This window comes from Herbiconiux sp. VKM Ac-2851, assembly GCF_013205105.1.
In the GTDB taxonomy this organism is placed as follows: Bacteria; Actinomycetota; Actinomycetes; order Actinomycetales; family Microbacteriaceae; genus Herbiconiux; species Herbiconiux flava.
Genome location: NZ_JABMLJ010000003.1, coordinates 312,075 through 338,461, shown reverse-complemented (window position 1 = coordinate 338,461; position 26,387 = coordinate 312,075). Strand labels below are relative to the sequence as shown.

General features: G+C 72.0%; 29 protein-coding genes and 3 tRNA genes. 12 read left to right on the top strand and 20 right to left on the bottom strand.

The features are described from left to right. Positions 1-11: 11 nt before the first annotated feature. From HQQ85_RS14635 to lysS, 3 genes are read right to left on the bottom strand one after another with little or no spacing between them, the layout of a single operon-like run. Positions 12-191: a hypothetical protein gene (locus HQQ85_RS14635; RefSeq protein ID WP_228507631.1), complete on the bottom strand. Its 180-nt coding sequence runs from the start codon at positions 189-191 to the stop codon at positions 12-14. A gap of 29 nt (positions 192-220) precedes the next feature. Further along, positions 221-418: a hypothetical protein gene (locus HQQ85_RS14630; protein ID WP_173182974.1), complete on the bottom strand. Its 198-nt coding sequence runs from the start codon at positions 416-418 to the stop codon at positions 221-223. Between the two features lie 11 nt (positions 419-429). Further along, positions 430-1,950, bottom strand: coding sequence for a lysine--tRNA ligase (lysS, locus tag HQQ85_RS14625; RefSeq protein WP_173183261.1), 1,521 nt, complete (start codon positions 1,948-1,950; stop codon positions 430-432). A 98-nt stretch (positions 1,951-2,048) separates the two neighbouring features. Here lysS and HQQ85_RS14620 point away from each other — a divergent pair, with 98 nt between their 5' ends. Continuing rightward, on the top strand, positions 2,049-2,510 hold the full coding sequence (locus HQQ85_RS14620; RefSeq protein WP_173183260.1) for a hypothetical protein: 462 nt from the start codon (positions 2,049-2,051) through the stop codon (positions 2,508-2,510). 9 nt (positions 2,511-2,519) lie between these two features. Here the strand turns inward: HQQ85_RS14620 and panC are convergent, their stop codons facing one another. The 14 genes from panC to tilS form a co-directional block, all read right to left on the bottom strand. Further along, complete coding sequence (gene panC, locus HQQ85_RS14615) at positions 2,520-3,401, bottom strand: pantoate--beta-alanine ligase (protein WP_173183259.1); 882 nt, start codon at positions 3,399-3,401, stop codon at positions 2,520-2,522. A 95-nt stretch (positions 3,402-3,496) separates the two neighbouring features. Beyond that, on the bottom strand, positions 3,497-4,204 hold the full coding sequence (locus tag HQQ85_RS14610; protein ID WP_173183258.1) for a Rossmann-like and DUF2520 domain-containing protein: 708 nt from the start codon (positions 4,202-4,204) through the stop codon (positions 3,497-3,499). Then, positions 4,201-6,063, bottom strand: coding sequence for a PH domain-containing protein (locus HQQ85_RS14605; RefSeq protein WP_173183257.1), 1,863 nt, complete (start codon positions 6,061-6,063; stop codon positions 4,201-4,203). The genes HQQ85_RS14610 and HQQ85_RS14605 overlap by 4 nt, the downstream gene beginning before the upstream one ends. Positions 6,064-6,073: 10 nt before the next feature. After that, positions 6,074-6,535 (bottom strand): PH domain-containing protein, encoded by a 462-nt coding sequence (locus tag HQQ85_RS14600; protein ID WP_371741954.1) that lies wholly within the window; start codon positions 6,533-6,535, stop codon positions 6,074-6,076. A 173-nt stretch (positions 6,536-6,708) separates the two neighbouring features. Beyond that, positions 6,709-7,179 carry a DUF3180 domain-containing protein gene (locus tag HQQ85_RS14595; protein ID WP_173183255.1) on the bottom strand — a complete coding sequence of 157 codons (471 nt, stop codon included), beginning with the start codon at positions 7,177-7,179 and terminating at the stop codon, positions 6,709-6,711. Continuing rightward, positions 7,176-7,721, bottom strand: a complete 546-nt coding sequence (folK, locus tag HQQ85_RS14590; protein WP_173183254.1) for a 2-amino-4-hydroxy-6-hydroxymethyldihydropteridine diphosphokinase — start codon at positions 7,719-7,721, stop codon at positions 7,176-7,178. The genes HQQ85_RS14595 and folK overlap by 4 nt, the downstream gene beginning before the upstream one ends. Then, positions 7,718-8,263 (bottom strand): dihydroneopterin aldolase, encoded by a 546-nt coding sequence (gene folB, locus HQQ85_RS14585; RefSeq protein WP_173183253.1) that lies wholly within the window; start codon positions 8,261-8,263, stop codon positions 7,718-7,720. Before folB ends, folK begins: the two co-directional genes overlap by 4 nt. A gap of 26 nt (positions 8,264-8,289) precedes the next feature. Beyond that, a complete protein-coding gene (folP, locus tag HQQ85_RS14580; protein ID WP_173183252.1) occupies positions 8,290-9,153 on the bottom strand; it encodes a dihydropteroate synthase in 864 nt (287 codons plus the stop codon). Further along, complete coding sequence (gene folE, locus HQQ85_RS14575; protein ID WP_173183251.1) at positions 9,150-9,845, bottom strand: GTP cyclohydrolase I; 696 nt, start codon at positions 9,843-9,845, stop codon at positions 9,150-9,152. The genes folP and folE overlap by 4 nt, the downstream gene beginning before the upstream one ends. A gap of 7 nt (positions 9,846-9,852) precedes the next feature. Beyond that, the gene (gene ftsH, locus HQQ85_RS14570) at positions 9,853-11,865 is read right to left on the bottom strand and encodes an ATP-dependent zinc metalloprotease FtsH (protein WP_173183250.1); all 2,013 of its coding nucleotides are present in this window, start codon (positions 11,863-11,865) and stop codon (positions 9,853-9,855) included. 137 nt (positions 11,866-12,002) lie between these two features. Next, positions 12,003-12,662, bottom strand: a complete 660-nt coding sequence (locus HQQ85_RS14565) for an Ig-like domain-containing protein (protein ID WP_173183249.1) — start codon at positions 12,660-12,662, stop codon at positions 12,003-12,005. Continuing rightward, the gene (locus HQQ85_RS14560) at positions 12,659-13,033 is read right to left on the bottom strand and encodes a hypothetical protein (protein ID WP_173183248.1); all 375 of its coding nucleotides are present in this window, start codon (positions 13,031-13,033) and stop codon (positions 12,659-12,661) included. The genes HQQ85_RS14565 and HQQ85_RS14560 overlap by 4 nt, the downstream gene beginning before the upstream one ends. A gap of 67 nt (positions 13,034-13,100) precedes the next feature. Next, the gene (gene hpt / locus HQQ85_RS14555) at positions 13,101-13,655 is read right to left on the bottom strand and encodes a hypoxanthine phosphoribosyltransferase (protein WP_173183247.1); all 555 of its coding nucleotides are present in this window, start codon (positions 13,653-13,655) and stop codon (positions 13,101-13,103) included. 80 nt (positions 13,656-13,735) lie between these two features. Next, positions 13,736-14,773, bottom strand: coding sequence for a tRNA lysidine(34) synthetase TilS (gene tilS / locus HQQ85_RS14550; RefSeq protein ID WP_173183246.1), 1,038 nt, complete (start codon positions 14,771-14,773; stop codon positions 13,736-13,738). A 69-nt stretch (positions 14,774-14,842) separates the two neighbouring features. Between tilS and ppa the strand changes: the two genes are divergently transcribed. Continuing rightward, a complete protein-coding gene (gene ppa / locus HQQ85_RS14545; protein ID WP_173183245.1) occupies positions 14,843-15,334 on the top strand; it encodes an inorganic diphosphatase in 492 nt (163 codons plus the stop codon). 174 nt (positions 15,335-15,508) lie between these two features. Here the strand turns inward: ppa and HQQ85_RS14540 are convergent, their stop codons facing one another. Continuing rightward, entirely contained in the window at positions 15,509-16,825 is a 1,317-nt protein-coding gene (locus HQQ85_RS14540; RefSeq protein WP_173183244.1) for a M23 family metallopeptidase, read from the bottom strand. Between the two features lie 57 nt (positions 16,826-16,882). Next, positions 16,883-18,136, bottom strand: coding sequence for a M23 family metallopeptidase (locus tag HQQ85_RS14535; RefSeq protein ID WP_173183243.1), 1,254 nt, complete (start codon positions 18,134-18,136; stop codon positions 16,883-16,885). 122 nt (positions 18,137-18,258) lie between these two features. On the opposite strand from HQQ85_RS14535, the gene HQQ85_RS14530 reads away from it, so the two are divergent. The 8 genes from HQQ85_RS14530 (at position 18,259) to HQQ85_RS14495 (ending at position 23,137) form a co-directional block, all read left to right on the top strand. After that, positions 18,259-18,331, top strand: a tRNA-Glu gene (locus tag HQQ85_RS14530). A 42-nt stretch (positions 18,332-18,373) separates the two neighbouring features. Beyond that, positions 18,374-18,450, top strand: a tRNA-Asp gene (locus tag HQQ85_RS14525). A 62-nt stretch (positions 18,451-18,512) separates the two neighbouring features. Then, positions 18,513-18,585, top strand: a tRNA-Phe gene (locus HQQ85_RS14520). Positions 18,586-18,979: 394 nt separating this feature from the next. After that, positions 18,980-19,849 (top strand): DNA/RNA non-specific endonuclease, encoded by an 870-nt coding sequence (locus tag HQQ85_RS14515; protein ID WP_173183242.1) that lies wholly within the window; start codon positions 18,980-18,982, stop codon positions 19,847-19,849. A 31-nt stretch (positions 19,850-19,880) separates the two neighbouring features. Next, the gene (locus HQQ85_RS14510) at positions 19,881-20,378 is read left to right on the top strand and encodes a DUF1772 domain-containing protein (RefSeq protein WP_173183241.1); all 498 of its coding nucleotides are present in this window, start codon (positions 19,881-19,883) and stop codon (positions 20,376-20,378) included. 63 nt (positions 20,379-20,441) lie between these two features. After that, positions 20,442-21,626, top strand: a complete 1,185-nt coding sequence (locus HQQ85_RS14505) for a winged helix DNA-binding domain-containing protein (RefSeq protein ID WP_173183240.1) — start codon at positions 20,442-20,444, stop codon at positions 21,624-21,626. Continuing rightward, on the top strand, positions 21,623-22,399 hold the full coding sequence (locus HQQ85_RS14500) for a spermidine synthase (RefSeq protein ID WP_173183239.1): 777 nt from the start codon (positions 21,623-21,625) through the stop codon (positions 22,397-22,399). Before HQQ85_RS14505 ends, HQQ85_RS14500 begins: the two co-directional genes overlap by 4 nt. Before the next feature lie 24 nt (positions 22,400-22,423). Continuing rightward, complete coding sequence (locus tag HQQ85_RS14495) at positions 22,424-23,137, top strand: SOS response-associated peptidase (protein ID WP_173183238.1); 714 nt, start codon at positions 22,424-22,426, stop codon at positions 23,135-23,137. 4 nt (positions 23,138-23,141) lie between these two features. On the opposite strand, the gene HQQ85_RS14490 is transcribed toward HQQ85_RS14495, so the two are convergent. Further along, entirely contained in the window at positions 23,142-24,158 is a 1,017-nt protein-coding gene (locus HQQ85_RS14490) for a LacI family DNA-binding transcriptional regulator (protein ID WP_173183237.1), read from the bottom strand. A gap of 265 nt (positions 24,159-24,423) precedes the next feature. Here HQQ85_RS14490 and HQQ85_RS14485 point away from each other — a divergent pair, with 265 nt between their 5' ends. Further along, positions 24,424-25,479, top strand: a complete 1,056-nt coding sequence (locus HQQ85_RS14485; RefSeq protein ID WP_173183236.1) for an ABC transporter substrate-binding protein — start codon at positions 24,424-24,426, stop codon at positions 25,477-25,479. Between the two features lie 78 nt (positions 25,480-25,557). Beyond that, positions 25,558-26,385 carry an ABC transporter ATP-binding protein gene (locus tag HQQ85_RS14480; RefSeq protein ID WP_371741917.1) on the top strand — a complete coding sequence of 276 codons (828 nt, stop codon included), beginning with the start codon at positions 25,558-25,560 and terminating at the stop codon, positions 26,383-26,385. Positions 26,386-26,387 lie beyond the last annotated feature (2 nt).

Here is a 26,387-nt window from a genome sequence, read left to right as displayed (position 1 = left end):
CGGTCTGGCGGCTACTCCGCGGACGCCTTGGCCGGCAGGCCGAGCCGAGCGCGCTCCTCGGCCTCGATCTTCGCCTTGGCGCGACGCTCGGACTTGTCGGCCCGGAGCACCGCGCGCATGATGAACCAGAACACGAGCCCGATCAGTACGGTCGGGGCCAGTGCGGAGAGCGCGGGCAGAAGGACGTCCATGTCCTCCATGGTACGTGCTCGGTCGCGGCTCAGTGCGTGAGGATGCCGAAGATGCCCGAGCCCACCAGGTAGAGCCCGACGCCGCCCACGATGATCCAGATGGCGATGCGCGTGGGCGTCGGCTTGTTCGGGTTGCCGGTGCCGTCGCCCTTGCCGCCCTCGTTGTTCTCGCGCTCGCTCTTCCCGGGCTCGAGGGGATCGTTCTTCTTGCCGCCGAACATGCTCATGCCGGACTCCTCTACTTCACCAGGGGGAACAGGATGGTCTCGCGGATGCCCAGGCCCGTCAGCGCCATCAGCAGCCGGTCGATGCCCATGCCCATGCCGCCGGACGGGGGCATGCCGAACTCGAGGGCGCGCAGGAACTCCTCGTCGAGGCGCATCGCCTCGACATCGCCCGCCGCGCCCTGCTTCGCCTGCTCGACGAAGCGCTCGCGCTGGATGACCGGGTCGACCAGCTCGGAGTAGCCGGTGCCCAGCTCGAAGCCGTTGATGTAGAGGTCCCACTTCTCGACGACGCCCTCGATCGAACGGTGCGCGCGGGTCAGCGGGCTCGTCTCGACGGGGAAATCCATCACGAAGGTGGGGCTCGTCAGACCGGCCTTGACGAAGTGCTCCCACAGCTCCTCGACGAGCTTGCCGTGGTTCGCCAGGTGCACCTCGACGCCCTCGCGGTCGGCCAGCTGCTGCAGCTCGGCGACGGAGGTCTGCGGGGTGATCTCGATGCCGGCGGCCGCGCTGAGCGAGCCGTACATGCTGATGCGATCCCACTCGCCGCCGAGATCGTACTCGGTGCCGTCGGCCCAGGTCACGACGTGCGAGCCGGCCACGGCGAGCGCCGCGTTCTGCACCAGCGTCTGCGTGAGCTCGGCGATCGTGTTGTAGTCGCCGTAGCTCTCGTAGGCCTCGAGCATCGCGAACTCGGGCGAGTGCGAGGAGTCGGCACCCTCGTTGCGGAAGTTGCGGTTGATCTCGAACACGCGGTCGATGCCCCCGACGACCGCGCGCTTGAGGAACAGCTCGGGCGCGATGCGGAGGTACAGCTCGGTGTCGAAGGCGTTGGAGTGAGTGACGAACGGGCGCGCCGCGGCTCCGCCGTGGATCGTCTGCAGCATGGGCGTCTCGACCTCGAGGAAGTCGCGCTCGGCGAAGGTCGTGCGGAGCGACGCGTTGGTCAGCGCGCGGGTACGCACCATCTGCCGCGCGCCGTCGCGCACGATGAGATCGAGGTAGCGGCTGCGCATCCGTGTCTCTTCGGACAGCTCGGTGTGCAGGTTCGGCAACGGCAGCACGGCCTTCGACGCGATCTGCCACTCGGTGGCCATGACGCTCAGCTCGCCCCGGCGCGAGGAGATGACCTCGCCCTTCACGAACAGGTGGTCGCCGAGGTCGACGAGCTCCTTGAAGTCGGCGAGCGACTCCTCGCCCACGTTCGCCTGGGAGACCATCGCCTGGATGCGGCTGCCGTCACCCGACTGCAGCGACACGAAGCAGAGCTTGCCGGTGTTGCGCAGGTGCACGATACGGCCCGCGAGCCCGACGATCTCGCCGCTCGTCTCGTCGGCGGCGAGGTGGCCCCAGGCGGCGCGCACGGCGGGGATGGTCGTGGTGACCGGCACCGACACGGGGTACGCCTCGGCGCCCGACTCGATCAGCTTCTCGCGCTTGGCCAGGCGCACGGCCTTCTGCTCGCTCGCCTCGGCGGCGGCCTCCGCGGCCGTCAGCTCGGATTCGGTGGGCGGCATCTGGGCGTCAGTCATTCGAACGGGTCTCCTCGAGGTCGGCCCCAGTTTACCGGGCCGGGCGGGGCGGCTAGGGTCGAGGCAGGGGTGCGGGGGCACCCGGCAGGGGGAACCGGATGCTCGACGCACACACCACCGCTCGCCGACGCGCGGGCGCCGCCCTCCTCGCGGCCCTCGGCGCCGCCCTCCTCGCGGGCTGCACCTCCCCCGCGCCCGCCCCGGCCCCGCCCTCGGGCACCTCGTACTCCATCCCGAGCTCGACGAACCGGGCCCCCGACCCGCCACTGCCGAGCGACTACGACCAGGACACGAACAACGAGCTCACCGCCGAGGAGGCGTCCCTCCCCCAGCTGTGGGCGCTCGCGAACTCCGAGGTCGACCCGTCGGCCAGCGAGGCGCCGCAGCAGGGATTCGCCGACTTCTCGGCGGCGATCACCGCGCGCTGCTACCCGATCCTCGACCCCGCCGATGCCGCCGAGCTCGAGCAGCTGCACGCCGCCTACCTGCCCCTCACGGGCCCCGACGCGGTCACGGCCGCCCGCGCCTACTTCGACCGCGCCACCGCCCTCTGCATGTGACCTCCGGGGTCAGCGGCCGAGGTAGAGGGGGGCGTTGTCGATGAGGCGGGTGTCGCCGACGCGGGCCGCGACGATGGCGCGGGCCGGGCCCGTGTAGTCGTCGTCGACCGGGAGGAAGGTGTCGGGGTGCACGACCGCGAGGTAGTCCATCGCGACCAGCTGCTCCCCCATGGCGGCCGACTGAGCGGCGGCCAGCACCGCGTCGATGCCGCGGTCGGACGCCGAGACCGCCGCTTCGAGCACGTGCGGCAGGGTGACGGCGGCGCGGCGCTCCCGGGCGTCCAGGAAGCGGTTGCGGCTCGAGAGGGCCAGGCCGTCGTCGTCGCGCACGGTCTCGACCTCCTCGACCGCGACGGGGAGGTTCAGGTCGGCGATCATGCGGCGCACGAGGAAGACCTGCTGCGCATCCTTCTCGCCGAAGAGCACGAACTGCGGCCCGACGATGTTGAGCAGCTTCGCGACCACCGTGAGCACGCCGTCGAAGTGGCCCGGGCGGCTGCGGCCCTCGAACAGGCCACCGACCTTGCCGGCGGTGACGCGGGTGGCGGTGTCGCCACGCGGGTAGAGCTCGGTGACGTCGGGGGCGAAGACGAGGTCGGCGCCGTGCCCGGCGAGGGTCGCGAGGTCGGCGTCGAGGTCGCGGGGGTAGCGCTCGAGGTCGGCGGGATCCGTGAACTGGAGCGGGTTCACGAAGACCGACACCACGACGATGTCGGCGAGCTCGGCCGCCCGGTCGACCAGGGCGAGGTGGCCCTCGTGCAGGGCGCCCATGGTGGGGACGAGGGCGACGCGGGGCCGCGCATCCGTCGCCCGTGTCTCGAGCTGGCGCCGCACGTCGTCGATCGTCGTCACGACGACCGGAGGCCGGGGGGCGGTTTCGGCCTGGGTCACCGGTGGAACTCCTTCGCTGTCGGCCGCCTGCCTCGCAGACCGCCACGACGATGCTACCCGGGCCGGGCCGCTCACCGGCCCACCCTGGGCGAAGGTCAGACCGGGGGGATGCCGCCGCCCGCCCGCGCGAGGGCGTTCTCGACGGCCGAGCGCACGAGGGGGGCGAGCACGCGGCCGGGGGCGTCGACGCCGATGGCCTCGAGAAGCCCGGCGGCCTGGTCGACGATGGCGCTCGAGAAAGTCGTGGCGGTCTCGACGGCCTCCGCGTAGGCGGGGCGGTCGGCCTCGGCGACGATCACCGGCTCGCCACCCATCTCGACCACGAGGGCCTGCGCGATGGGCAGCACGGGGGTGGGCGCGGTGACGGCGAAGTGGGTCCCGGCGAGGCGGGCGAGGTCGACGCTGGTGCCGGTGAACGACATGGCCGGATGCACGGCCAGCGGGATCACGCCGGCCCCCCTCGCGGCGGCGAACACGTCGGCGCCGAACTCGGGGGCGGTGTGCAGCACGAGCTGTCCCATCTGCCAGGCGCCGGTCTCGGCCAGGCCGGAGATGAGGGCGGGAAGCTCGGCCGAGGGGACGGCGATCAGCACCAGTTCGCTGCGTTCGACGAGCTCGGGGATGGGGAGGATCGGGGCTCCGGGGAGCATGACCTCGGCACGCTCGCGGCTGGCGTCGGAGATCGCGGAGACACCGACGATCGCGTGGCCGGCGTTGGCCAGGGCGGCACCCAGCACGGGGCCGACGCGGCCGGCGCCGATGATGCCGACGCCGAGGCGGCCGGTGCGCTCGGAGGGTCTCATCGGGGGTCTCCTTCGGGGGTGGGAGTGGAGGCATTGGGTCGGGTGGCCCAGCGGTGGGAGGTGTCGGTGGAGGCGGCGTCCACGACTCGGGTGGCCCACAGCTCGAAGGCGGCGGTGCCCGCCACGCGGTCGGCCGCCGGGACGGTGGCGCGGACGGGGCCCGCGACGGTCTGCACGGCCAGATCGACGAGGTCGAGCATCCGGAGCAGGGGGCCCTGGGTGATGCGGAGGCTCTGCACGCGCGCCAGCGGGACGACGGAGAGGTGCCGCCAGACGAAGCCCGAGCGCAGCAGGATGGCGTCGTCGGTGACGGCGAATCCGGTGCGGCGCCACGAGAACGGGCGGATGGGCCAGGCGCGGCGCGGGGCGTCGGTGAAGCCCTCGCCGGCGCGGGCGGTGAGGCCGGCGAGCACGATGTCGCGGGTGCTGACGGGCGCGGCGGGCGCCTCGTAGGCGTCGGTGGGCGCGGCATCGACGGCGGGCTTCGCCAGCGACGGGAGGAGCAGACCGAGCACGGTGCGCACGTCGTCGAGCGTGCCCACCGGGAGCATCGTGGTGCTGGTCTGCGCCGAGCCCTCGCCGGCGGCGCCCGCGCGGTTGATGCGGATCATCCACCAGCCGGCCGGCCGCCAGAGCAGCGGCTGGCTCACCTCGATCGCGTGGATGCGCCCGGGCGGCAGCGTGTCGTTGCTCGTCGAGAGCAGCCCGAAGCCCACCCGCACCCCGTCGGGCGTGCCCGCGATGCTGTACCGCAGCGACTTCGTGAAGCGGTTGAAGTAGTAGCCGATCGCCGCGGCCAGCCCCGGCACGATCAGGATGACGAACAGCTCCCGCCGCCCCATCATCGAACTCACCACGATGAACACGGCGACGATCAGCAGCACCACGGTGAATCCGCTCAGCACGAGCGACAGGATCAGGCGGCCCGGCGGGATCTTCACCACCGATGAGGGGGCGGCGAGGGCGGGGTCGAGCTCGGGGGCGAGCAGTTCGCGCATCCGCTGGTTGACCAGGCCGGGGTGGTGATCGGATGCGCCGCCCGGGCCGCCCGGGTCGGTCCCCTCATGAGCGGGGTCGGCCTGGGCGACGGTGCCTGCGCGGCCGTCGGCTCCCGCGGGCCCGCCGGCCGCCGCCTGGGCCGCGGCCACCGCCGCCGGATCGAGGGGCAGCGCGATCGGCGCCCCCGTCGCCTGGGCGCGGGCCAGCTGCGCGCCCGAGGCGAGCAGCAGCACGTCGCGGCGGAGGTCGTCGGCCTGGGCGCTGCCGAGGTAGGCAAGCTGCACCTTGGCGTCCTGTCCGGCGACGCTGACCTCGAGGCGGGCGGCGCCGAAGAGGCGGGCGAAGAACGGGCGCGAGATCGACACCCCCTGGATGCGATCGAGCCGGGCCCGGCGGTGGGTGCGGAAGAGCACCCCGCTGCGCACCTCGACGACGTCGTCGCCGACCCGGAAGGTGTGCAGGCGCCAGGAGACGTAGAAGCTGACGACGCCGACCACCAGCGCCACGACGGCGATCAGCGAGAGCCAGCCGATCTGGCCGCGCTCGTAGGCGGTCTGCAGCGGGTCGCCCGGCAGCTCGGGGGCGCCGAACACCCAGTCGACGAGCCGCTCGCGGAAGTTGGCGAGCACGAAGCCGAGGATCGCGATCAGCACGATACCGCCCCGCAGCAGCGGTGTCGCGGGGTGCAGGCGGTGCCACTCGCCGTCGGTGAGCTCGGTGGTGGGGGCGGGTTCGAGCGGGGTCGCGGCGGCGGGTGGGGTTGCAGCGGCCGGCGGGGTTGCAGCGGCCGGCGGGGTCGCAGCGGTGGGTGGGGTGGGGTCGTCCGAGGGGTCGGAGGGTCGCGCATCCGGAGCCGTCATCGGCGCTGCCTCACAGACCGACGCGGCGCGACTCGGCGAGCTCGACCAGGCGGTCGCGCAGCGCATCGGCGTCGGCGGCGACGAGCCCCGGGATCGCCACGCCCGTCGCGGCCGCTGCCGTGACGAACTTGAGCTCGGCGAGGCCGAGGGCCCGGGCGACGGGGCCGCGGTTGATGTCGATGAGCTGCATGCGTCCGTACGGCACGGAGACGACGCGGTGGAACATGATGCCGCGGCGGAAGACGAGGTCGTCGGCGCGCAGCCGGTAGCCGATCGCCCGCACCCGGCGCGGGGCGAGGGCCAGCGTGACGATCGTGATCACGACGGCGACCGCGAGCGCCGGCCAGCCGAACCAGGTGCGCAGCAGGATGAACGGCACCGTGATGGCGCAGAGCACCAGCCCGCCGACGAGGCTCGACACGAGCTCGACGCCGACGAACTTCGGGCTGACGCCGCGCCAGCCGTCGCCGATCGCGTCTGCCCCCGTGTGCGCCGCGTCGGGCGCGGCGGGGTTCGGCGCGGCGGGGTCGAGCGCGTTGGCGTCGGGCGCGGTGGCGTCGGGCGCAGTGCCGGGGTCCGGCGCAGCCGCGGGGCCGGGCACGGCGTCCGGGTCGGGCGGGACCGGGTCGCCGGCCGTGAGCCGGCTCATGCGGCGCCCGCCCCGGCCGCGTCATCGGGTTCGTCGGGTGGGAGGGTGCAGAGGCGCTCGGCGACGAGGCCGGCCACCAGCAGGGCCACCCCCGAGATCGCCGCGGCGATGCCGGGCCAGATCGAGCCGACGTCGGCGATGACCGGCCGGGTCACGAGGAAGATCACGATGCCCGCCGAGAGCCCCGCGATCAGGCTGCCGACGAGGCTCGACGCCTTCGCCAGGACGACGGTGCGCATGGCGCGGAACGGGTTGATCCTTGTGGTGGAGCGGCCCCGCAGCGCCCGCGCGATCGGGATCGCCAGCACCACCACGATCGCCGCCGCCGCCACGAGCGTGATGGTCAGCGTGTACGGCGGGATCAGCACCGGCTGCCCCGCCGACGCGAGCGCCACCTCCAGCACGAAGCCGAGGGCGAGCCCGACGGCCGCGAAGGCCAGCAGGGTGAGCGGTCGGGTGTGCCTCACCGCGACTCCCCCACGTAGGGGCGCAGGGTGGTCTGGGGGATGGAGCTGAGCAGAGCATCCGCTCGACCGATGCCGGGCAGGGTCGCGTTCGGGTCGATCTCGAGCCACGGGACGAGCACGAAGTCGCGTTCGGCCGCGCGCGGGTGCGGGAGGGTGAGGCGCGGGGTGTCGCGCACGATCGAGGCGAAGGTGACGATGTCGACGTCGAGGGTGCGGTCGCCCCAGCGCTCGGTGCGCACGCGGCCGTGCTCGTGCTCGATGCGGTTGACCTCGCCGAGCAGCTCCTCGGGGTGCAGGCTCGTGCGGATCGTGGCGGCGGCGTTGAGGTAGCCCGGCGCGTCGACGTCGATGCCCTGGGGCTTCACCGCGACGGTCTCGTAGAGGCGCGAGACCTTCTCGACCACGATGCCGGGGGTGGCGCGGAGGTCGTCGACCGCGGCGAGGATCGTCGCCTCGCGATCGCCGAGGTTGCTGCCGAAGGCGAGCACCGCCGGCAGCCGGATGATGCGGCGCTCGACGCTGCCGATGGGGCGGGGGTTCATGCGGGGGCCGTTCTCGTGGGGCTGGGAGCGGGCGTAGGGGCGGCCGAGGCGGCTGGCGTGGCCGTGGCGGCCACGGGCGGCGTCGCGGCGGGAACGGGCGCGGTCCGGGCATCCGCGGCGAGCGGCGGCACGGGCGGTGACACGGGCGCACGGCGGCGGGTGATCGTGATGCTGACATCGGCGAACGGCACCGTGATGGGCGCGTCGGGCTTGTGCACGACCACGCGCGTCTGCCGCACCGGCGGATGCGCGAGCACCACGCCCGCCACCCGCTCGGCCAGCGTCTCGATCAGGTCGACGGGGTCGTTCGCCACCGCCGCCTCGATCTCCTCGGCGAGCTCGCCGTAGTGCACCGTCTGCGCGAGGTCGTCGCCGCCGGCCGCACCCGCGGTGTCGAGCCAGAGCTGCACGTCGAGCACGAACAGCTGCCCGTTCTCGCGTTCGAAGTCGAAGGCGCCGTGGTGCGCGAACACCTCGAGCCCCGTCAGCGTCAGCACGTCGAGCTCGTCGATCGTCGGCTGCGTGCTGCGGTCGGTCGTCATGTGATCCAGGATGCTCTCCCCCGCCGTCATCGTCGCCGCCCCGTTCCCGGCCGCTCGGCCGTGCTGCCCGTCGCAGCCGCCGCGGCGCCGCCGTCCCGCCCCCGGATCCACGCCTCGGCCACGTCGACCGCACCCCGCGTGAGCGACACGTCGTGCACCCGAACCCCCCACGCCCCGGCGTTCACCGCGAGCGCCGCCACCGTCGAGGATGCCAGATCCCGCTCGACCGCGGTGGCCCCGCCGGGCACGAGGTCGCCGAGGAACCGCTTGCGCGACGCCCCGATCAGCACCGGCAGCCCGAGGCCGACGAGGCGGTCGAGCCGGCCGAGCACGGCCCAGTTGTGGTCGGCGTTCTTCGCGAAGCCGAGCCCCGGGTCGAGGATGAGCCGCTCGGGGTCGACGCCCTTCACGATCAGCTGGGCGGCCCGCAGCTCGAGCTCCGACACCACCTCGGAGACGACGTCCCGGTAGCGGGCGAGCTCGTTCATGCCCTCGCTCGGCCCGCGCCAGTGCATCACGACGAAGCGCGCGTCGCTTCCGACGATCAGCTCGTCCATCTCGGGGTCGGCGAGGCCGCCCGAGACGTCGTTGATGATCGTCGCGCCGGCCTCGATGGCGGCGGCCGCGGTGGACGCGTTCATCGTGTCGACGCTCACGGTGACACCCTGGGCGACCAGGTCGCGCACGACCGGAAGCACGCGCCGGCGCTCCTCCGAGATCGCGACCCGCTGCGCCCCCGGCCGGGTCGACTCGCCGCCCACGTCGATGATGTCGGCACCGCGGGCGACCATCCCGAGGGCGTGCTTCACGGCGGCGTCGCGGTCGATCCACATCCCGCCGTCGCTGAACGAGTCGGGCGTGACGTTCAGGATGCCCAGGATGCTCGTCACGCCCCGGCCTCCGTGTCGGCTGCCGGCGCATCCGGGTAGCTTGCGGAGAGGCCGCCCTCGACGGGCCGGCGCGGTGCCGCGATGAGCGCGGTGAGTTCGGCGCGGGCGGCCGGATCGGCGAGCTCCCCGCGGGCTGCGAGGGTGAGGGTCGTGCTCCCGGTCTGGCGGGGGCCGCGTGCCGTGACGCAGCCGTGGCGGGCGTCGAGCACCACGAGCACGCCGCGGGCTCCGAGACCGCGCTGCAGCGCATCCGCGATGTCGTCGGTGAGGCGCTCCTGCAGCTGTGGCCGCGAGGCGGCCGACTCGACCACGCGGACGACGCCGCCGAGCCCGGCGACCTGCTCGCCCGGGAGGTAGGCCACATGGGCGACGCCCTCGAACGGCAGCAGGTGGTGCTCGCAGACCGAGCGGAAGGCGATGTCGCGGATGAGCACGGGACCGGCCGGCTGAGCATCCGCTCGCCCGGACGGTGCACCTGATGCACCCGCTGCGCCCGGCGCACCCGCTTCGCCGGCGGTGAACGTGGTGCCGAGCGCGTCGGCCGGGTCGAGGCCCGTGCCCGCGTAGAGCTCGGCCAGCAGCTCCCCGACGCGGCGGGGCGTGTCGACGAGACCCTCGCGGCCCGGATCGTCTCCGATGGCGGCGAGGATCTCGCTGACGGCGGCCTCGATCCTGCCGCGGTCGACGGTCACGTGACGCCTAGGCGGTGGCGGGCCGGGGGTTGATGCGCGGAGTGCGCTTCGACTTCGACTCCGGCTCCGGCTCGGAATCGACACCGCCATCGACGGCGCCGCCGTCGATCGGGGCCTTCGCGGTGGGGAAGGCCACGGGCGGCAGCGTCGACACGGGACGGTTCTGGCTCGACAGCCACTGCGGGCGAGCAGGCAACTTCTTGATGCCGGTGAAGATCTCGGCCAGCTGGTCGTGGTCGAGCGTCTCCTTCTCGAGCAGCTCGGCCGCCAGCCGGTCGAGGATCTCGCGGTTGGCGTTCAGCACCTGCCAGGCCTCGTCGTGCGCCGCCTCGATGAGGTTGCGCACCTCGGCGTCGACCTGCTGGGCGAGGTTCTCGGAGTAGTCGCGCTCGTGGCCCATGTTGCGGCCGAGGAACATCTCACCCGAGGCGCTGCCGAGCTTCACGGCGCCGAGCGAGGCGGTCATGCCGTACTCGGTCACCATCTTCTTGGCGGTGCCGGTGGCCTTCTCGATGTCGTTCGACGCGCCCGTGGTCGGGTCGTGGAACACGACCTCCTCGGCGACACGGCCGCCCATGGCGTAGGCGAGCTGGTCGAGCAGCTCGTTGCGGCTGACCGAGTAGCGGTCTTCGAGCGGCAGCACCATCGTGTAGCCGAGGGCGCGGCCACGGGGAAGGATGGTGACCTTCGTGACCGGGTCGGTGTTGTTCATCGCCGCCGCCACCAGGGCGTGGCCGCCCTCGTGGTACGCCGTGACCAGCTTCTCCTGGTCGCGCATGATGCGGGTGCGGCGCTGCGGGCCGGCGATGACGCGGTCGATCGCCTCGTCGAGCGCGCGGTTGTCGATGAGCTGAGCGTTGCTGCGCGCGGTGAGCAACGCGGCCTCGTTCAGCACGTTCGCCAGGTCGGCGCCCGTGAAGCCGGGCGTCTTGCGGGCGACGACCTCGAGGTCGACGCCGGCGGCGAGCGGCTTGCCGCGGCCGTGCACCTCGAGGATCTTCTTGCGGCCGTTGAGATCGGGCGCGTCGACACCGATCTGGCGGTCGAAACGGCCCGGGCGCAGCAGCGCGGGGTCGAGGATGTCGGGGCGGTTGGTCGCCGCGATCAGGATGACGTTCGTCTTGACGTCGAAGCCGTCCATCTCGACCAGCAGCTGGTTGAGCGTCTGCTCGCGCTCGTCGTGACCGCCGCCCATGCCGGCGCCGCGGTGGCGGCCGACGGCGTCGATCTCGTCGATGAAGATGATGGCGGGCGAGTTCTCCTTCGCCTGCTGGAACAGATCGCGCACGCGGCTCGCGCCGACACCGACGAACATCTCGACGAAGTCGGAACCCGAGATCGAGTAGAACGGCACGCCGGCCTCACCCGCGACGGCGCGGGCGAGCAGGGTCTTGCCGGTTCCGGGAGGGCCGTACAGCAGCACGCCCTTGGGGATGCGGGCGCCGACCGCGAGGAACTTGGCCGGCTCCTTCAAGAAGTCCTTGATCTCCTCGAGCTCCTCCAGCGCCTCCTCGGCACCGGCGACGTCGGCGAAGGTGACCTTCGGCGACTCCTTCGAGACGAGCTTCGCCTTCGACTTGCCGAACTGCATGACCTTGTTGCCGCCGCCCTGCATGCCCGAGAGCATGAACCAGAAGAAGGCGCCGATCAGGAGGATCGGCAGCAGCAGGCCGAGGGCCGACAGCAGCCAGTTCGGCTGGGGCACCTCGTCGTTGAAGCCGTCGGCGGGCTCGGCGGTGGTGACCGCGTTGACGACCTCTTCACCGCGCGGGGCGACGTAGTAGAACTGCACCTTCGTGCCGTACTTGTCGTCGGCGTTCGCCAGCGTCATGTCGACGCGCTGCTCGCCGTCGATGATGGTCGCCTCGGAGACCTTGCCGCTCGAGAGGAACCCGAGCCCCTCCTGCGTGGTGACCTGCTGGTAGCCGCCGCCGGTGATGAGGCTGAACCCGATCCAGAGCGCGATGGCGCCGAGCAGGATGTAGGGAATGGGAGATCGAAGGATGCGTTTCGCGTTCATGACTCTTCTACGCTCGGTGTGCCGGTGGCGGCGGCACGATGCCTATGTCGTGCTGCAAGGGTACCCGTCGCGGACTGGGCGCCGCCTCCATGTTCCCCGTGGGCGTAACGGGGCCCGAACGCCCTCCCGAACCGCCCTCAGCCCACCGCCAGCGTGACCGTCACCGCGTTCGAATAGGCGCCGCCGTCGGGCCCGGTGAGTCGGTAGCGAATGGTGTCGACCCCGGTCGCACCGGGTCTCGGGGTGTAGACGAACGACCCCATGACCGTGTCGATCTCGATCGTGCCGAGCGCCGGCGGGGTGCTACCCTGCTGGATCAGCCAGCCCTCCGTCGGAACCTCGTCGTTCGCCAGCAGGCTGACCGGCGAGTCGAACCGGGCTCCCGCGGGCACAGCGTAGGCGTCGGCCCGTGCCACCGCGGGCGCGACGACCTCCACCTCGAAGCCCGTGCGGTACATCGACGGGCGGCCCCCGATCGTCACCACCGCCCAGATGGTGTCGACGCCGAGGAATTCGGGATTCGAGCGATAGCTCACCCGCCCGTGGTCGTCGATGATCGCGTCGCCGTGCTCGGCGACCATCAGCAGCGGCCGCGGGATCATCGACGTGCACCACGTCGAGAGCCGCGTGGTGAGCAGCGACACCACCTTCTGCGGCGGGTCGGCCGTCGTCTCGCACGTCGGCCACGGCAGAAGAGCGGATGCCCGCCCCGGCGCCGCCCCCAGGCCCGCCCCCACCAGCAGAAGTGCGGCGACGGGCACCGCGAGCACCCGCCACCCGGGCCGAACCGCCCTCATCGCTCCACCAGGCCGACCAGGATGACGGCACCCGGCCCCGAGGGGCCGACGCCCGCCAGGTGCACGGTGAGCTTGTCGTACCCGTCTCCCGGCTCGTCGGCGCGGTAGACGAGGGTGCCGAACAGGGACGTCACCGACCCGTGCATCGCCGTGACCGCGAGCGGTGCTCCGCTCGGGCTCGTGCAGCGGGTGGTGATGGCGGTGAGCTCGCCGACCACGACGATCTGCGGGTCGGAGGTCAGCGCCGTGCAGCGTGGTGCGCGCGGGTCGGCGAAGCCGGGCTCCGCGTGTGCGGGTGCGGCGACGGCGACCGCCGCGAGGACGAGGGCGCCGGCCGACACGGTTCGGAGGAGCGGGCGGGGTGAGCGCATGGGACGGCCTTTCGTCGGCCCACCCATGAGGAGGCTAGCGCATCCGCTCGCTTAAATCGAGGGTTGCTCAGGAGTAGACGTGCGGAGCCAGCACACCGATCGACTTGAGGTTGCGGTACCGCTCGGCGTAGTCGAGGCCGTAGCCCACGACGAAGGCGTTCGGGATGTCGTAGCCGACGTAGCGCACGTCGATCTCGACCTTGACGGCCTCGGGCTTGCGGAGCAGAGCGCAGATCTCGACCGAGGCGGCACCGCGGCTGCGGAGGTTCGCGAGCAGCCAGGAGAGAGTGAGCCCGGAGTCGATGATGTCCTCGACGATCAGCACCTTGCGGCCCGTGATGTCGGTGTCGAGGTCTTTCAGGATGCGCACCACACCGCTCGACTGCGTGCCGGAGCCGTACGACGAGACGGCCATCCAGTCCATGTTGAGCTGCAGGCGCAGTTCGCGCGCGAGGTCGGCCATGACCATCACCGCGCCGCGGAGCACACCGACCAGCAGCACGTCGTCATCGTCGTTGTAGTCGGCCTCGATGCGGCGGGCGAGCTCGGCGATCTTCTCGGCGATCTGCTCCTCGGTGAGCAGCACCTCGGTGATGTCGTCGCGGACGTCGTCGATGTCCATGCGGATCCTCTCGGGTCTGGTGTTGCGGGTCTCGCGCCCGGGCTTGTGGGGCCTCGGGAGCGTGGCCGTCGGGGCGAGTGCTAGGCGCGGGCGAACTCCAGCAGCGCGCCCCGCCGCACCACTCTAATCCCTGGCAGATCGACGCCCTTCTGACCGTGCCAGTCGGTCACCAGCGCCGCGACCGCGAGGGTCTGGGCGCGCGAGAGCGACACCCCGAACTCGCTGTCGACCACGTAGCGGATGATCCGGTTGCGCAGCGCCGCCGGATTCGCCTCGAGCGCCGGTGCCGAGATGGCGATGCCCGCCTCGGCGTGCTCCACGAGGTCTTCGATGGTCTCGATCGCCATGGCGTGCAGGGTGTCGTCGTCCTCGCGCAGCTGCTCGGCGGTGCGGGCGAGCGCCTCGGCGACGCCCGGGCCGAGCTCGCGCTCGAGCAGCGGCAGCACCTCGTGGCGCACGCGCACCCGCGTGTAGGCCGCGCTGTCGTTGTGCGGATCGTGCCACGGCTCGAGCCCGGCGTCGCGGCAGAAGTCGTGGGTCTGCTGACGCCTGATGCCGAGCAGGGGGCGGATGCGCGTTCCGCCCGACTGCTCGGCGACCGCCGCCATGCCGCGGAGGCTGACCGCTCCCGATCCGCGGCCGAGGCCGAGCAGCACCGTCTCGGCCTGGTCGTCGAGCGTGTGGCCGAGCAGGACGGCGGCGGCACCGGTCGCGGCGAGCGCCTCGTCGATGGCGGCGTAGCGGGCGCTGCGGGCGGCCGCCTCGGGGCCACCGGCGCCCGTGACCTCTGTTCTGGTGATGATCACGGGGGTGAGGCCGAGCTGCTCCGCCTGGCGGGCGGCTCGGGCGGCGACGTCGGCGGAGCCCTCCTGCAGCGCGTGGTCGACGATCACGGCGCCGGCGCGGAGGCCCGCCCGGGGGGCTTCGAAGGCGGTGGCCGCTGCGAGGGCGAGGGAATCGGGGCCACCGCTGAGGGCGACGAGGACGTCGGCTCGGGCATCCGCTCTGCCGGTGCTCGTGCTGTCTCGGCCGGCGATCTCAGCGAGACCCTCGCGCACGGCGCGGCGCACGTCGGCGATGGCCGGGGTGAGGCGCGGTCGGCGGCCGTCGGTCTGCATCCAGTAACGTTATTGCAGTTTCGCGGCGCGCATCCGGCGCCGTCGTCCACAACGAGGGAGCAGCAGATCATGGCCGAGTACGACGTCGTCGTCGAGATCCCCAAGGGGAGCCGCAACAAGTACGAAGTCGACCACGAGACCGGTCGCGTGTACCTCGACCGCGTGCTCTTCACGAGCTTCGTGTACCCCACCGACTACGGCTACTTCGAGAACACCCTCGGCCTCGACGGCGACCCCGTCGACGCGCTGGTGCTGCTCGAGTACCCCGTGTTCCCCGGCGTGGGCGTCAAGGTGCGCCCCGTCGGCGTGCTCAACATGAGCGACGAGGCGGGCTCGGACGCCAAGGTCGTCGTGGTTCCCCACAAGGACCCGCGGTGGGCGCACATCCAGGACATCACGGATGTTCCGGAGCAGACCCGCAAGGAGATCGAGCACTTCTTCGCCCGCTACAAGGACCTCGAGCCCAACAAGTGGGTCAAGATCGAGGGCTGGGGCGACGCCGCCGAGGCCGACGCGATCGTGCAGGCCGGCATCACGAAGCTCGCGGAGGAGGGTCACTGACCTTCCGGCCGCTCTGACGTCGAACGCCCCGCTCCTCGGTTCGAGGTGGCGGGGCGTTCTGCGTTGCGGGGTCGTCACGCGGCGGGGTGGCGCGTCACGCGGCGTCGGGGGGGGCTGCGGCGTTGCGCGGTGGGGTGCGGCGTCGCGCGGCGGGGTGGCGCCGGCTCGTCGGCGTCAGAATCCGACGAAGTTGCGGGGGTTCTGCGAGACGCCGCCGACGCGGGTCTCGAAGTGCACGTGGCAGCCCGTCGAGGAGCCGGTGGTGCCGGCCCAGGCGATGAGCTCGCCGACGCCGACGTCTTGCCCGCGGCCCACGTTGAGCGAGCTGTTGTGGCCGTAGACGGTGGTGAGGCCGCCGCCGTGGTTGATCGTGACGGAGTTGCCGAGGCCGCCGTTGTAGCTGGCCTGGCTCACCGTGCCGGTCGCCGCCGCGTACACCGGGACGCCGCAGGTGCCGCCGGGCGCCACCAGGTCGATGCCGGCGTGCAGCCGCCACTCGTGGAAGATCGGGTGGAACCGCTGGCCCCACTCGTCGGACACCCTCCAGCTCGCCAGCGGGCTCGTCCACCCGTCGACGGACGCGATCGGGCCTCCCCCGCCGCCGCCGGCCTCAGCCGCCTCCTGCGCGCGGCGGATCGCCTCCTGGCGGGCCCGCTCCCGCGCCTCCTCCTCGAGGCGCTTGCGCTCGGCGACGCCGGCCTCGTAGTCGGCGACGGTCTTCGCCGTGCTCTCCTGCAGCGCCTTCAGCTGCTCGTCGAGCACGATGCTCTGGGCCTCCTGCTCGGCGAGCGCGCCCTCGAGCTGGGCCTGGGCCTCCTGGGCCTCGGCCAGCGCGGCCTCGGCGGCGTTCTTCAGGCCCTCGAGCTCGGAGCGGGCGACGACGGCCTGGTCGGTGAGGGATTTGGCGGTGTTGCGGTCTTGGGCGGCCTGCTCGTAGAGCCGCACGGACTGCTCGGAGAGCTGGCTCATGGCGCCGAGGCGGTAGAGCAGGTCGCCGGACGCGTCGCCGCTGACGATCAGGTTGAGCGTCAGGTCGGTGCCGCCGGCGCGGGAGAGCTGGCTGATCAGCTGGCCCGCCTGTCCGTTGGACTGCTCGGCCCGGCCGGTGGCCTCGGCCGCCTGGCGGTCGAGCTCGTCAGCGCGGAACGTGGCGGTGTCGTACGCGTCTTGAGCGGCCGAGTACTCGTCGGCCTTCTGGGCGGCGAAGGCCTGCGCGGCCTCGACCTCGGTCTGCAGCTGGGCGACGAGGCCCTGGATGCGCTCGACCTCGGCCTGCTTCGCCGACTCGCTGCCGCGGGCGGCCAGCACGTCCTCCCACGAGGGGTAGTCGATCGCCGAGGCGGGCTCGACGCCGCGCAGCACCTCGACGCAGATGATCGCGAGCGCGAGCACCACGGCGGCGACCCACGTGTGCACGGGGCGCTTCGCCCGGGCGCGCGCCCGGCGGGCGGCAGCGAGGGCGGGGGGCGGGGTGGGGATCGCGGTGCTCATCGTCGGGACTCGCTCAATCGTCGGTGGGCTCGGAGGCGGGCGCGGGTCATGGTCGGCCTAGCCGAACTCGATGCCCTGGGCCGCCATGAAGGGGCGGGGGTTGATGGCGGTGCCGTTCTCGCGCACCTCGAAGTGCACGTGGCAGCCGGTGGAGTTGCCCGTGGTGCCGGCGTAGGCGATCGGCTGGCCGACCGAGACGTAGGTGCCGTTGCCGACGAGCAGCGTGGTGTTGTGGCCGTAGGCGGTGGCGATGCCGCCGCCATGGTCGATCTGGATGAAGTTGCCGTAGCCGCCGTTCCAGCCGGCGTAGTTCACGATGCCCTCGGCGGCGGCGTAGACGGTGGCGCCGCAGGTTCCGCCGTTGTAGACGAGGTCGATGCCCGAGTGCAGGATGTACGCGCCCGACACCGGGTTCACCCGCATGCCGTACTCGTCGGAGGAGAACGCGCCCGGGAACGGGCTCGCCCACCCGCTGGCCGCGATGTACGGCAGCGTCGACAGCCCCGCTGCCGCTGCCGCGCGGGCCGCCTCGGCCCGGGCGTCGACGCCCTTCTGGTAGTCGGCCTCGGTGGCGACCCGGTTCTCCTGCAGCACCTGGAGCTGGGCCTGCAACTCGACCTGGTGGTCCTCCTGCTCCTGCAGCGCGGCCTCGGCCTGCTGCTGGGCGGCGACCGCCTCGTCGCGCAGGCGCAGCGCCTCGTCGGCGAGGCCCTTCAGCTCGTCGCGGGCGACCTCGGCCTGGGCGGTGAGGGCGGTGGCGGTGTTCGTGTCTTGTTGCGCCCTCGCGTAGATCTGCGAGGTCTTCTCGGCCAGCTTCGACATGGCGCTGAGCTGGTAGAGCAGGTCGTTCGAGAGCTGCTCGCCGCCGACCAGCAGGTTGACACTGAGGTCGTTGCCGCCGGTTCGCGCCAGCTGCGCGGCGAGCTGGCCGGCTTGACGGTTCGAGGCCTCGGCGGTCGCCCGAGCATCCGTCGCCTGCTGCTCGAGCTCGGCCGCCACGAAGTTCGCCGTGTCGAAGGCCTCCTGCGCCTTCTGGTACTCGCTGCCGCGCTGGGTGGCGAGCTGCTGGGCCGCGGAGACCTGGGCGTTCATCTCGGAGATGAGGCCCTGGATGCGCGTGACCTCCTGATCTTTCGCCTCGGCGTTGGCCTGGGCGTTCTTCACGTCGTCCCACGTGGGGTAGTCGTCGGCGAAGGCCGGAGCGACACCCGCGCCGAAGACCACCGCGGCGGCGACGGCGAGACCGGCGGCCGCAGCGACGACGGCCACCCGCAGTCGCGCGAGGCCGGTGGAGATCTGGTCGGTGCTCATATAACTGCGAATCTAACCTGCGGGGGGCTCGGGGGTCGGTTCATCCCTCAGCATGTGGACAACTTCGGCCGAATTGGCGACTGTGCCGGAGATGTGGCATACTCGACGAGTTGTCGCGCCGCGGCCCCATCGTTTAGCGGCCTAGGACGTCGCCCTTTCACGGCGGTAGCACGGGTTCGAATCCCGTTGGGGTCACAAGCTCCAGTGCGAGAACACATACAATAGGAACACAAGTAAGGCCCTGTAGCGCAGTTGGTTAGCGTGCCGCCCTGTCACGGCGGAGGTCGCGGGTTCAAGTCCCGTCAGGGTCGCCATGGCGTGAAAGCCCTTCCACTCGGAAGGGCTTTTCGCTAGAAGCGGCGCATTCCGCCGTTTCGGCTCTGTAGCTCAGTTGGTAGAGCGCACGACTGAAAATCGTGAGGTCACGGGATCGACGCCCGTCGGAGCCACTGAAACCCTCGACTAGCTTCTACATGGCGGGGGTTTCTTATTTTCCCGGGCCGATCTCATCTTCGCGGTCTCGCAGCTGGACGGTTTTCCACAGGCCCCTGAACCGGGTCGGTCGAGAAGCCGGCAGAAAGTCGTCGCCTTCCGTCTGCAGCAGCTCACCTTCGTGCGGAATCGGGCAGCTCATCACGAGCCCATCCATTCGAGGGATCTTGGCCGCGATCTGCGGTTCGCCGTCGACCTCGCCGCCTGGATCCGTCCGTCGGCCGGCGAGTGGGTCGATGCGACCTCTTCGCTCGCGACGCTGATCGAGTGCAGGCCATCGCCGACACGTCGGAGGTGAACATCGGCTGAGGGGCGGTGGGCGGCGGCGGTGGTGCGTGGTCGACTCGGGGCATGAGTGGTTATGACGAGGGGTTCCTGGGGATCGAGAGCGGCGGCGGCACGGGTGGTGGCGAGCCGGGGGGCGCGGGGGCGGTGCCGATGCCGGCGGCGCGCGGGGAGGCGGCGGGGGCGCGCATCCGGCGGCTGGAGTACGTGCATTTCACGGTGGCGCTCGATACGGAGCGGCGGCTGGCTGCGGCGACCGCCGTGAACATCGACGGGAGCGCGCTGCTCGATCTGGGGCGGGGTGACGACTGGCACCTCGACGAGCGCGTGGGTGCCGACGAGCAGGCCGGGCCCGAGCTGTACGCCCGGAACGACCTCGACCGTGGGCACCTGGTGCGGCGGCGGGATCCGGTGTGGGGCGACGTCGAGATCGCCTCCGAGGCCAACTTCGACAGCTTCTGCTATACGAACGCCGCCCCGCAGGCGGCCGTGTTCAACCAGTCGATCGAGCTGTGGAACGGGCTCGAAGATCTCGTGCTCCAGTACGCGAGCGCCAATCGGCTGCGGCTGAGCGTGTTCACCGGGCCCGTGTTCGCCGACGACGACGAGCCGTACCGCGGGGTGCGCATCCCGAAGCAGTTCTGGAAGGTCGCCGCCTGGGCGAGCGAAGGGCGACTGCGGGCGAGCGGGTACCTGCTCGACCAGTCGCCGCAGCTGGGCGACATCGATCTGAACGAGCAGACGGCGACGGATGCTCCGCCGCCCCTCGGGCCCTTCCGCACCTTCCAGGTGCCGGTCGCCGACCTCGACAAGCTCACCGGGCTCGACTTCGGGCCGCTCGTGGCCGCCGACGTGCTCGCGAGCAGGGTGCCCACGGCCGCCGTCCATCGCGAGCTGTGGATCGAGCTGACCGACGCCGCGCAGCTGCGCTGGTGACGAGGGCGCCGGCGAGCGCGAGAATGGGCGCATGGACGCGCTGACTCCCGTCGCCATCGGGCTGACCGCCGTGAGCGCGCTCGGCGCCGGGCTCGTCGGCGGCGTGTTCTTCGCTTTCTCGGCCTTCGTGATGCAAGGGCTCGCGGATGCGCCGCCGACGGCCGGCCTGGCCGCCATGCAGGGCGTCAACCGGGCGGCCGTGCGCCCGCCGCTGATGGTGGCGCTGTTCGGCACGCTCCTCGTGGGAGCGGCGGCCGCCGTGCTGCTGGCCGTCGACGGCGCCGGGCACGCGGTCTGGTGGGCGGTCGGCGGCGCGGTCGTGTACCTCGGGGCGGTGGTGGGGGTGACGATCGGGTTCCACGTTCCCCGCAACGAGGCGCTCGCCCGGGTGGGGGTCGATGATCCGGATGCGGTGGTCGCCTGGTCGCGCTACGTCACCGAGTGGACGCGGGGCAATCACGTGCGCGCGGTGGGCGGGGCGCTCGCGGCGGCGCTGTTCGGCGTGGCGGCGCTCACGGCGCTGCTCTGAGGCTGCGGCCGCACGGATGTCACCGGCAGCACCGATGTCGGAGGACGTCGCCATACTGGGCGCATGAGCAGACGCATCCCGGCGGGTGAGCGCGAGCTGCTGCAGCGCCGACTGGTGTCGCAGTGGCTCGCGCCCGGCGGCGGCGAGCGCAACCCCGGCGAGCGCGGCGACGGCGGTGGCGACCGCGACGGCGGTGGCGACGGCGCCGCGCGCATCGCCGCCGTCGCGCGGCACCTGCTCGCCACGCAGGCGCAGGACTTCGGGCAGGGCGTCTGGGCGCTGGGCGTCCGAGCGCCGGGGAGCACCCGGCGGGATGTGACGAGAGCGCTCGACGACGGCTCCGTGGTGCGGTCGTGGCCGATGCGCGGCACGCTGCACCTGATCGATCCCGACGACCTGCGCGGGTTCCTGTCGGTGACGGCCCGCCGCACCGTGATGGGTGCGGCCGCCCGTCATCGCGGACTCGGCATCGACGAACAGACCGTCGCGCGGGCCCGCGACGTCGCGAGCGGGCTGCTCCGCGGCGGCGGGCGGGCGACGCGGGAGCAGTTCACCGTGGCGCTCGAGGGCGCCGGGCTCGAGCCGGCCGGGCAGCGGGGCATGCACCTGATCTGGCTGCTGGCGCACGAGGGTCTGATCTGCTGGGGTCCGATGGCCGAGGGCGGCACGCAGCAGGCGCTGGTGCTGCTCGACGAGTGGGCGCCGGCGACCCGCGACTGGTCACCCGACGAGGCGCACGACGAGCTGCTGCTGCGGTACGTCCGGGGGCACGGGCCCACCACGCTCAAGGACTTCTGCCACTGGAGCAAGCTGCTCGTGTCCGACTCCGCGGCGGCGCTCGCGCGCATCCGGGACCGGCTGGAGGAGGTCGAACTGGGCGGTGCGAGCTACCTGGTCGAGGCGGGAGACACCGAAGCACGAGCCAGGGAAGCGGGCACCGCTCCGCAGCAGCTGGCCCTCCCCGGCTTCGACGAGTACCTCCTCGGCTACCGCTCGCGTCAGCCCGCCCTCGCCGCCGAGTTCAGCGCCCGGGTGGTGCCGGGCGAGAACGGCATGTTCCTCCCCATGCTCGTCTCGCGCGGTGCGATCGTCGGCACCTGGAAGCGCAGCATCACCGCGAAGGCCGTCACGGTCACCACCGATCCGTTCGAGCCCCTCACCGGCACCGAACAGAAGGGCTCCGAGCGCGCCCTGAGACGGTACGCCGCCTTCCTCGAGCTCCCGCTGACGGTGAGGGGCGAGAGATGACCGCTGACGAAACGGTCGCCCGACGGCGACTGCGCGAGACCGGTGAGGAGGCCGTCATCCGCCGCGACCCCCTGATGCCCGGCGCCTTCGAGCTCGTCATCGGCGGCAGCCCGCAGTCCCACGTCGACCTGGGCGACCCCGGGGCGCTCTTCCACGACTACGTCCGCCGCATCGGCGCCGTCATCGACCGGCTCCGGATGCCCGGCGAACCCATCACGGCCGTGCACCTCGGCGCCGGCGCCCTCACCCTCCCCCGCTACGTGCAGGCGACCCGTCCCGACTCCGAGCAGCACGTGGTCGAGCTCGCGGAGGAGCTGGTGCCCTTCGTGACCGACACGCTGCCCCTGCCGGAAGGCACTCGGCTCACGACGCATCCCGGCGACGCCGCCCGCGTGCTGAACGGGGGCGACCTCGCCGGCGTCGCCCACCGCGCCGACCTCGTGATCGCCGACCTCTACCAGGGCACCACGACGCCCGCCCACCTGCGGACGACCGGCTTCTACCGGGCGGCATCCACTCTGCTGGCGCCCGAGGGCGTGCTCGTGGTGAACGTCGCCGACGACGACGACGCCCCCGCGCTGCACGCCCACCTCGAGGCGCTCGAGCCGGTGCTCGGCCACCTCGTGCTGTCCGGCCCGTCCTCGGTGGTGACGGAGGCACGGGCCGGCAACGTCGTCATCCTCGCCTCCGCGTCGTCCGCTCTGCTCGGGTGGCTTCCGGCGCTGCGCGCAGCGGGCCCGCACCCCGGAGTGGTCCACCCGGTGGGAGCATGATGGAGACGGACGAGAGGAGCGATCATGTGCGGACGGTTCGCGATGAGCGCCGAGACCGATGAGCTGATCGCCGAGTTCGTGGCGCGCGGCGGTCGCCTGGAGGACTGGCGGCCCTCCTACAACGTCGCCCCGACCGAGGAGTCGCCGATCGTGCGCGAGCGCCTGATCGACGGCGAGCTCGTGCGTCAGCTCGACGCGGCGAGCTGGGGCCTGAAGCCGTCCTGGGCGAAGCCCGGCGGGCCGGCTCCCATCAACGCCCGGCTCGAGAGCGTGTCGACGAACGGGCTGTTCCGCAACGCCTTCGCCCAGCGCCGCTGCATCGTGCCGATGAACGGCTACTACGAGTGGGAGGCGACCGAGCACGGCAAGCAGCCGCACTACATCCACGCGCCCGAGAGCGTGCTGGCCGCGGCCGGGCTCTACGAGGTGCGCAAGGTCGGCGAGGAGTGGTCGGTCTCGTTCACGATCATCACGCGCGAGGCGGCCGACGCCTCGGGCGAGGTGCACGACCGGATGCCCGTGTTCCTCACTCCCGACACCTGGGAGCCGTGGGTCGAACCGATGAAGCTCGAGAAGAGCGACGAGAAGGAGGAGCTGCTGGCCATGCTCGACCGCTCCTCGCTCGCGGTGGCGTCGACGATCACCACCTACCCGGTCTCCAAGCGCGTCAACAACGTGCGCGACACCTCGGTCGCGAAAGACGACCCGACGCTGATCGAGCCCCTGACGGCGGCCTAGCGGATCACTCCGCGACCGGCCCGGTCGTCCCCCGCACCACGAGCTCCACGGGCAGCTGCACCGACGACAGCCCCTCCATCGTCCCGGCGGCCAGCCCCTCGATCAGCAGCCGGGCCGACTGCCGGCCGATCTCGAGCATGTCCTGCCGCACCGTCGTCAGCCCCGGGGTCACCACCGACGCCATGTCGACGTCGTCGAACCCCACGACCGAGACGTCCTCGGGCACGCGCAGCCCCTCCTCCCAGAGCCGGCGCATCGCGCCGATCGCCATGAAGTCGTTGCAGGCGAACACCGCGGTGAACTTCACCTCGTGCGCGATCAGGTCGCCCATCAGCTCGTAGCCCGAGCGGATCTCGAAGTCGCCGTGGATCGCCAGGGCGTTGGGGAACGACTCGCGGATGCCGCGCATCCGCTGCACCGTCGAGTGCAGCCCCGGGAAGCCCGCGATGATGACGGCCTTGGTGTGGCCGAGCGACCGCACGTGCCGGCCGAGGTCGCGGGCTCCCGAGTAGTTGGTCGAGGTGACCGACGGCAGGCCCTCGAGCTCCTCGATGTCCTCGTCGGCGAGCACGATCGGGGCGGGCGAGGACGCCATCGACATCAGCTCGTCGGTGGGCTTGATCTCGCGGCTGGCGGTGTAGACGAGGCCGTCGATCGCGCGCGTGCGCAGCATGTTGAAGTAGCGCTTCTCGCGCCGGGGATCGGAGTTCGAGGTGCTCGCGATGATCAGGCCGTAGTCGTGCTCGTTCGCCATCTCCTCGACGCCCCGGGCGATGCGGCCGAAGTACCAGTGCGAGATGTCGGGCACGGCCAGCCCGATCATCTGGCTGCGCCCGGATTTCAGGCGCCGGGCCCCCGCATCCGGCACGTAGCCGAACTCGTCGATCAGCCGGTTGATGCGGAGCGCGGTGTCGGGATGCACGGGCCGTTTGCCCGAGAGCGTGTGCGACACCGTGGTCACGCTCACGCCGGCGGCCAGAGCGATCTGCTGCATGGTCCAGGGCCGGGGTCGGTCGTTCACGCCCTCAGAGTAGCCGAGCGGGCGGCGCCCCGACGCCGGTTTCGCAAAACGTGTTGCACAGCATCCTGAAATCACGGCGGCCGGATGCGCGGGCGTTTACACCCCCGAAACACCGGGTAATGGCGCCGAAACACCGACGCTCTAGGTTGGGGCCACGCACCCGCCGCAAAACGGTTTGCAGACCCACACCAGCACCCACAGCACCACAGCCCGAAAGCACCTCCCCCGGTTCCGCCTCCCCTCCCGAGACTCCTAGGAGAACCCCATGTCCTCACTGCCCTCACGCCGCACCCGCCGCGTGCTCGCCGCCGCGACGGCCGGCGCCCTCAGCCTCGCCGTGCTCGCCGGCTGCGCCTCCTCCTCCAGCGGCGAGACCGCCTCGGGCGACGCCGTGACGCCGCTCACGCTGCAGACCTCGTGGATCCCGCTCGTGCAGTTCGGCGGCAGCTACGTCGCCGACAAGGAGGGCTACTACGAGAAGAACGGCGTGGACGTCGACATCCTCCCCGGCGGCCCCGACGTCGACTCGATGGCCGCCGTGGTCTCGGGCCAGGCGGACATCGGCATGGGCAACGCCGACACCGTCGCCCGCGCGAACGAGCAGGGCGCCGACCTGGTGATCATCGCCGCCGGCTTCCAGAAGAACCCGCTCGCCATCCTGTCGAGCCCCGACAAGCCGATCGCGACGCCCGCCGACATGACGGGCATGAAGATCGGCGTGCCCTCGGGCGACGAGGCCGCCCAGGAGGCGCTGCTCGCCGCGAACGACGTCGACCCCTCGAAGGTCACGAGCGTGCCGGTCGGCTTCGACGTCGCCCCGCTCGTCTCGGGCGAGGTCGACGGCCTCTGGGTGTTCTACTCCGAGCAGCCGATCGCCTACGAGGAGGCCACCGGCAAGGCCGGCACCGTCTTCCTCACCGCCGACTACGGCCTCGACATCTACGCCCAGGTCTACGCGGTCACCCGCGAGAGCCTCGAGGACGACAGCAAGCGCGCCGCCATCGAGGGCTTCCTCAAGGGCGAGATCGAGGGCTGGCAGGACTACGTCGCCGACCCGACCGAGGCCGTCGAGCTCACCGTCAACGACTACGCGAAGGACGGCGGCCTGACCATCGAGGAGCAGACCAAGCAGGCCCAGCTCCAGATGGACCTGCTCGTCACCGACGAGACCAAGGAGAACGGCCTGCTCACGATGTCCTCCGACGCCATCGCGAAGAACGTCGCGACCCTCGACACGCTCGGCATCACCGGCGTCGACGACTCGCTCTTCGACACCTCGGTGCTCGACGAGGTCTACGCGGGCTCGAACACCATCAAGTAGCACCGACCCGGGCCCTCCTCCCGCACGATCTCGTCGCGGGAGGAGGGCCCGGGCTTCACCACCAGCACTGGAGGCGCCGTGACCGGCTCTGGCTTCACCCTCAGCAATCTGACCAAGGTCTACTCGTCGAAGAAGAGCGACGTGCTCGCGCTCGACGACGTGTCGCTCGCCGTGCCGCAGGGCTCGTTCACCGCGCTGCTCGGCCCGTCGGGCTGCGGCAAGTCCACGATCCTGCGCATCCTCGCCGACCTCGAGTCGTACTCGGCCGGCGAGGTCACGATCCACGGCGAGACGCCGGCCGCCATCCGCTCGGCGCACCGCCTCGGGCTCGCCCTGCAGGACCCGTCGCTGCTGCCGTGGCGCAGCGTCCGCGACAACATCCGGCTGCCCGGCCAAGTCATGCGCACGCCCATCCCGGCCTCGCGAATCGACGAGCTGATCCGCCTCGTGGGCCTCGAGGGCTTCGCGGATGCGCGTCCCGCCCAGCTCTCGGGAGGCATGCGCCAGCGCGTGGCGATCGCCCGCGCCATCGTCGCCGAGCCCGAGATCCTGCTGCTCGACGAGCCGTTCGGCGCCCTCGACGAGATCACCCGGCAGCGGATGAACGAGGAGCTGCAGAAGCTCTGGTCGGCCACCAAGGCGACCGCACTGCTCGTCACCCACTCGATCTCCGAGGCGGCGTTCCTCGCGGACAAGGTCGTGGTGATGTCGCCGCGGCCGGGCCGGATCGTCGGCGAGATCGACCTCGACTTCGCGCGGCCCCGGCGGCGCGAGCTGCTCGCGACGCCCGAGTTCCATGCCGTCTGCGACGAGCTGTCGCGGATGCTGCACGCCGGCACCGACGACGACCCCGACGACCTGGTGAGCGACGGCGAGCTGGCCTCGGTCGCCCCGGCGGAGGCGTGAGC

What these genes read in the sequence shown, in the direction of transcription:
- HQQ85_RS14635 (WP_228507631.1), bottom strand. Translation starts at nt 191, where the DNA reads ATGGACGTCCTTCTGCCCGCGCTCTCCGCACTGGCCCCGACCGTACTG.
- HQQ85_RS14630 (WP_173182974.1), bottom strand. Translation starts at nt 418, where the DNA reads ATGAGCATGTTCGGCGGCAAGAAGAACGATCCCCTCGAGCCCGGGAAG.
- lysS (WP_173183261.1), bottom strand. Translation starts at nt 1,950, where the DNA reads ATGACTGACGCCCAGATGCCGCCCACCGAATCCGAGCTGACGGCCGCG.
- HQQ85_RS14620 (WP_173183260.1), top strand. Translation starts at nt 2,049, where the DNA reads ATGCTCGACGCACACACCACCGCTCGCCGACGCGCGGGCGCCGCCCTC.
- HQQ85_RS14610 (WP_173183258.1), bottom strand. Translation starts at nt 4,204, where the DNA reads ATGAGACCCTCCGAGCGCACCGGCCGCCTCGGCGTCGGCATCATCGGC.
- HQQ85_RS14605 (WP_173183257.1), bottom strand. Translation starts at nt 6,063, where the DNA reads ATGACGGCTCCGGATGCGCGACCCTCCGACCCCTCGGACGACCCCACC.
- folK (WP_173183254.1), bottom strand. Translation starts at nt 7,721, where the DNA reads ATGAACCCCCGCCCCATCGGCAGCGTCGAGCGCCGCATCATCCGGCTG.
- folB (WP_173183253.1), bottom strand. Translation starts at nt 8,263, where the DNA reads ATGACGACCGACCGCAGCACGCAGCCGACGATCGACGAGCTCGACGTG.
- ftsH (WP_173183250.1), bottom strand. Translation starts at nt 11,865, where the DNA reads ATGAACGCGAAACGCATCCTTCGATCTCCCATTCCCTACATCCTGCTC.
- HQQ85_RS14565 (WP_173183249.1), bottom strand. Translation starts at nt 12,662, where the DNA reads ATGAGGGCGGTTCGGCCCGGGTGGCGGGTGCTCGCGGTGCCCGTCGCC.
- HQQ85_RS14560 (WP_173183248.1), bottom strand. Translation starts at nt 13,033, where the DNA reads ATGCGCTCACCCCGCCCGCTCCTCCGAACCGTGTCGGCCGGCGCCCTC.
- hpt (WP_173183247.1), bottom strand. Translation starts at nt 13,655, where the DNA reads ATGGACATCGACGACGTCCGCGACGACATCACCGAGGTGCTGCTCACC.
- tilS (WP_173183246.1), bottom strand. Translation starts at nt 14,773, where the DNA reads ATGCAGACCGACGGCCGCCGACCGCGCCTCACCCCGGCCATCGCCGAC.
- ppa (WP_173183245.1), top strand. Translation starts at nt 14,843, where the DNA reads ATGGCCGAGTACGACGTCGTCGTCGAGATCCCCAAGGGGAGCCGCAAC.
- HQQ85_RS14540 (WP_173183244.1), bottom strand. Translation starts at nt 16,825, where the DNA reads ATGAGCACCGCGATCCCCACCCCGCCCCCCGCCCTCGCTGCCGCCCGC.
- HQQ85_RS14535 (WP_173183243.1), bottom strand. Translation starts at nt 18,136, where the DNA reads ATGAGCACCGACCAGATCTCCACCGGCCTCGCGCGACTGCGGGTGGCC.
- HQQ85_RS14515 (WP_173183242.1), top strand. Translation starts at nt 18,980, where the DNA reads ATGAGTGGTTATGACGAGGGGTTCCTGGGGATCGAGAGCGGCGGCGGC.
- HQQ85_RS14510 (WP_173183241.1), top strand. Translation starts at nt 19,881, where the DNA reads ATGGACGCGCTGACTCCCGTCGCCATCGGGCTGACCGCCGTGAGCGCG.
- HQQ85_RS14505 (WP_173183240.1), top strand. Translation starts at nt 20,442, where the DNA reads ATGAGCAGACGCATCCCGGCGGGTGAGCGCGAGCTGCTGCAGCGCCGA.
- HQQ85_RS14500 (WP_173183239.1), top strand. Translation starts at nt 21,623, where the DNA reads ATGACCGCTGACGAAACGGTCGCCCGACGGCGACTGCGCGAGACCGGT.
- HQQ85_RS14495 (WP_173183238.1), top strand. Translation starts at nt 22,424, where the DNA reads ATGTGCGGACGGTTCGCGATGAGCGCCGAGACCGATGAGCTGATCGCC.
- HQQ85_RS14485 (WP_173183236.1), top strand. Translation starts at nt 24,424, where the DNA reads ATGTCCTCACTGCCCTCACGCCGCACCCGCCGCGTGCTCGCCGCCGCG.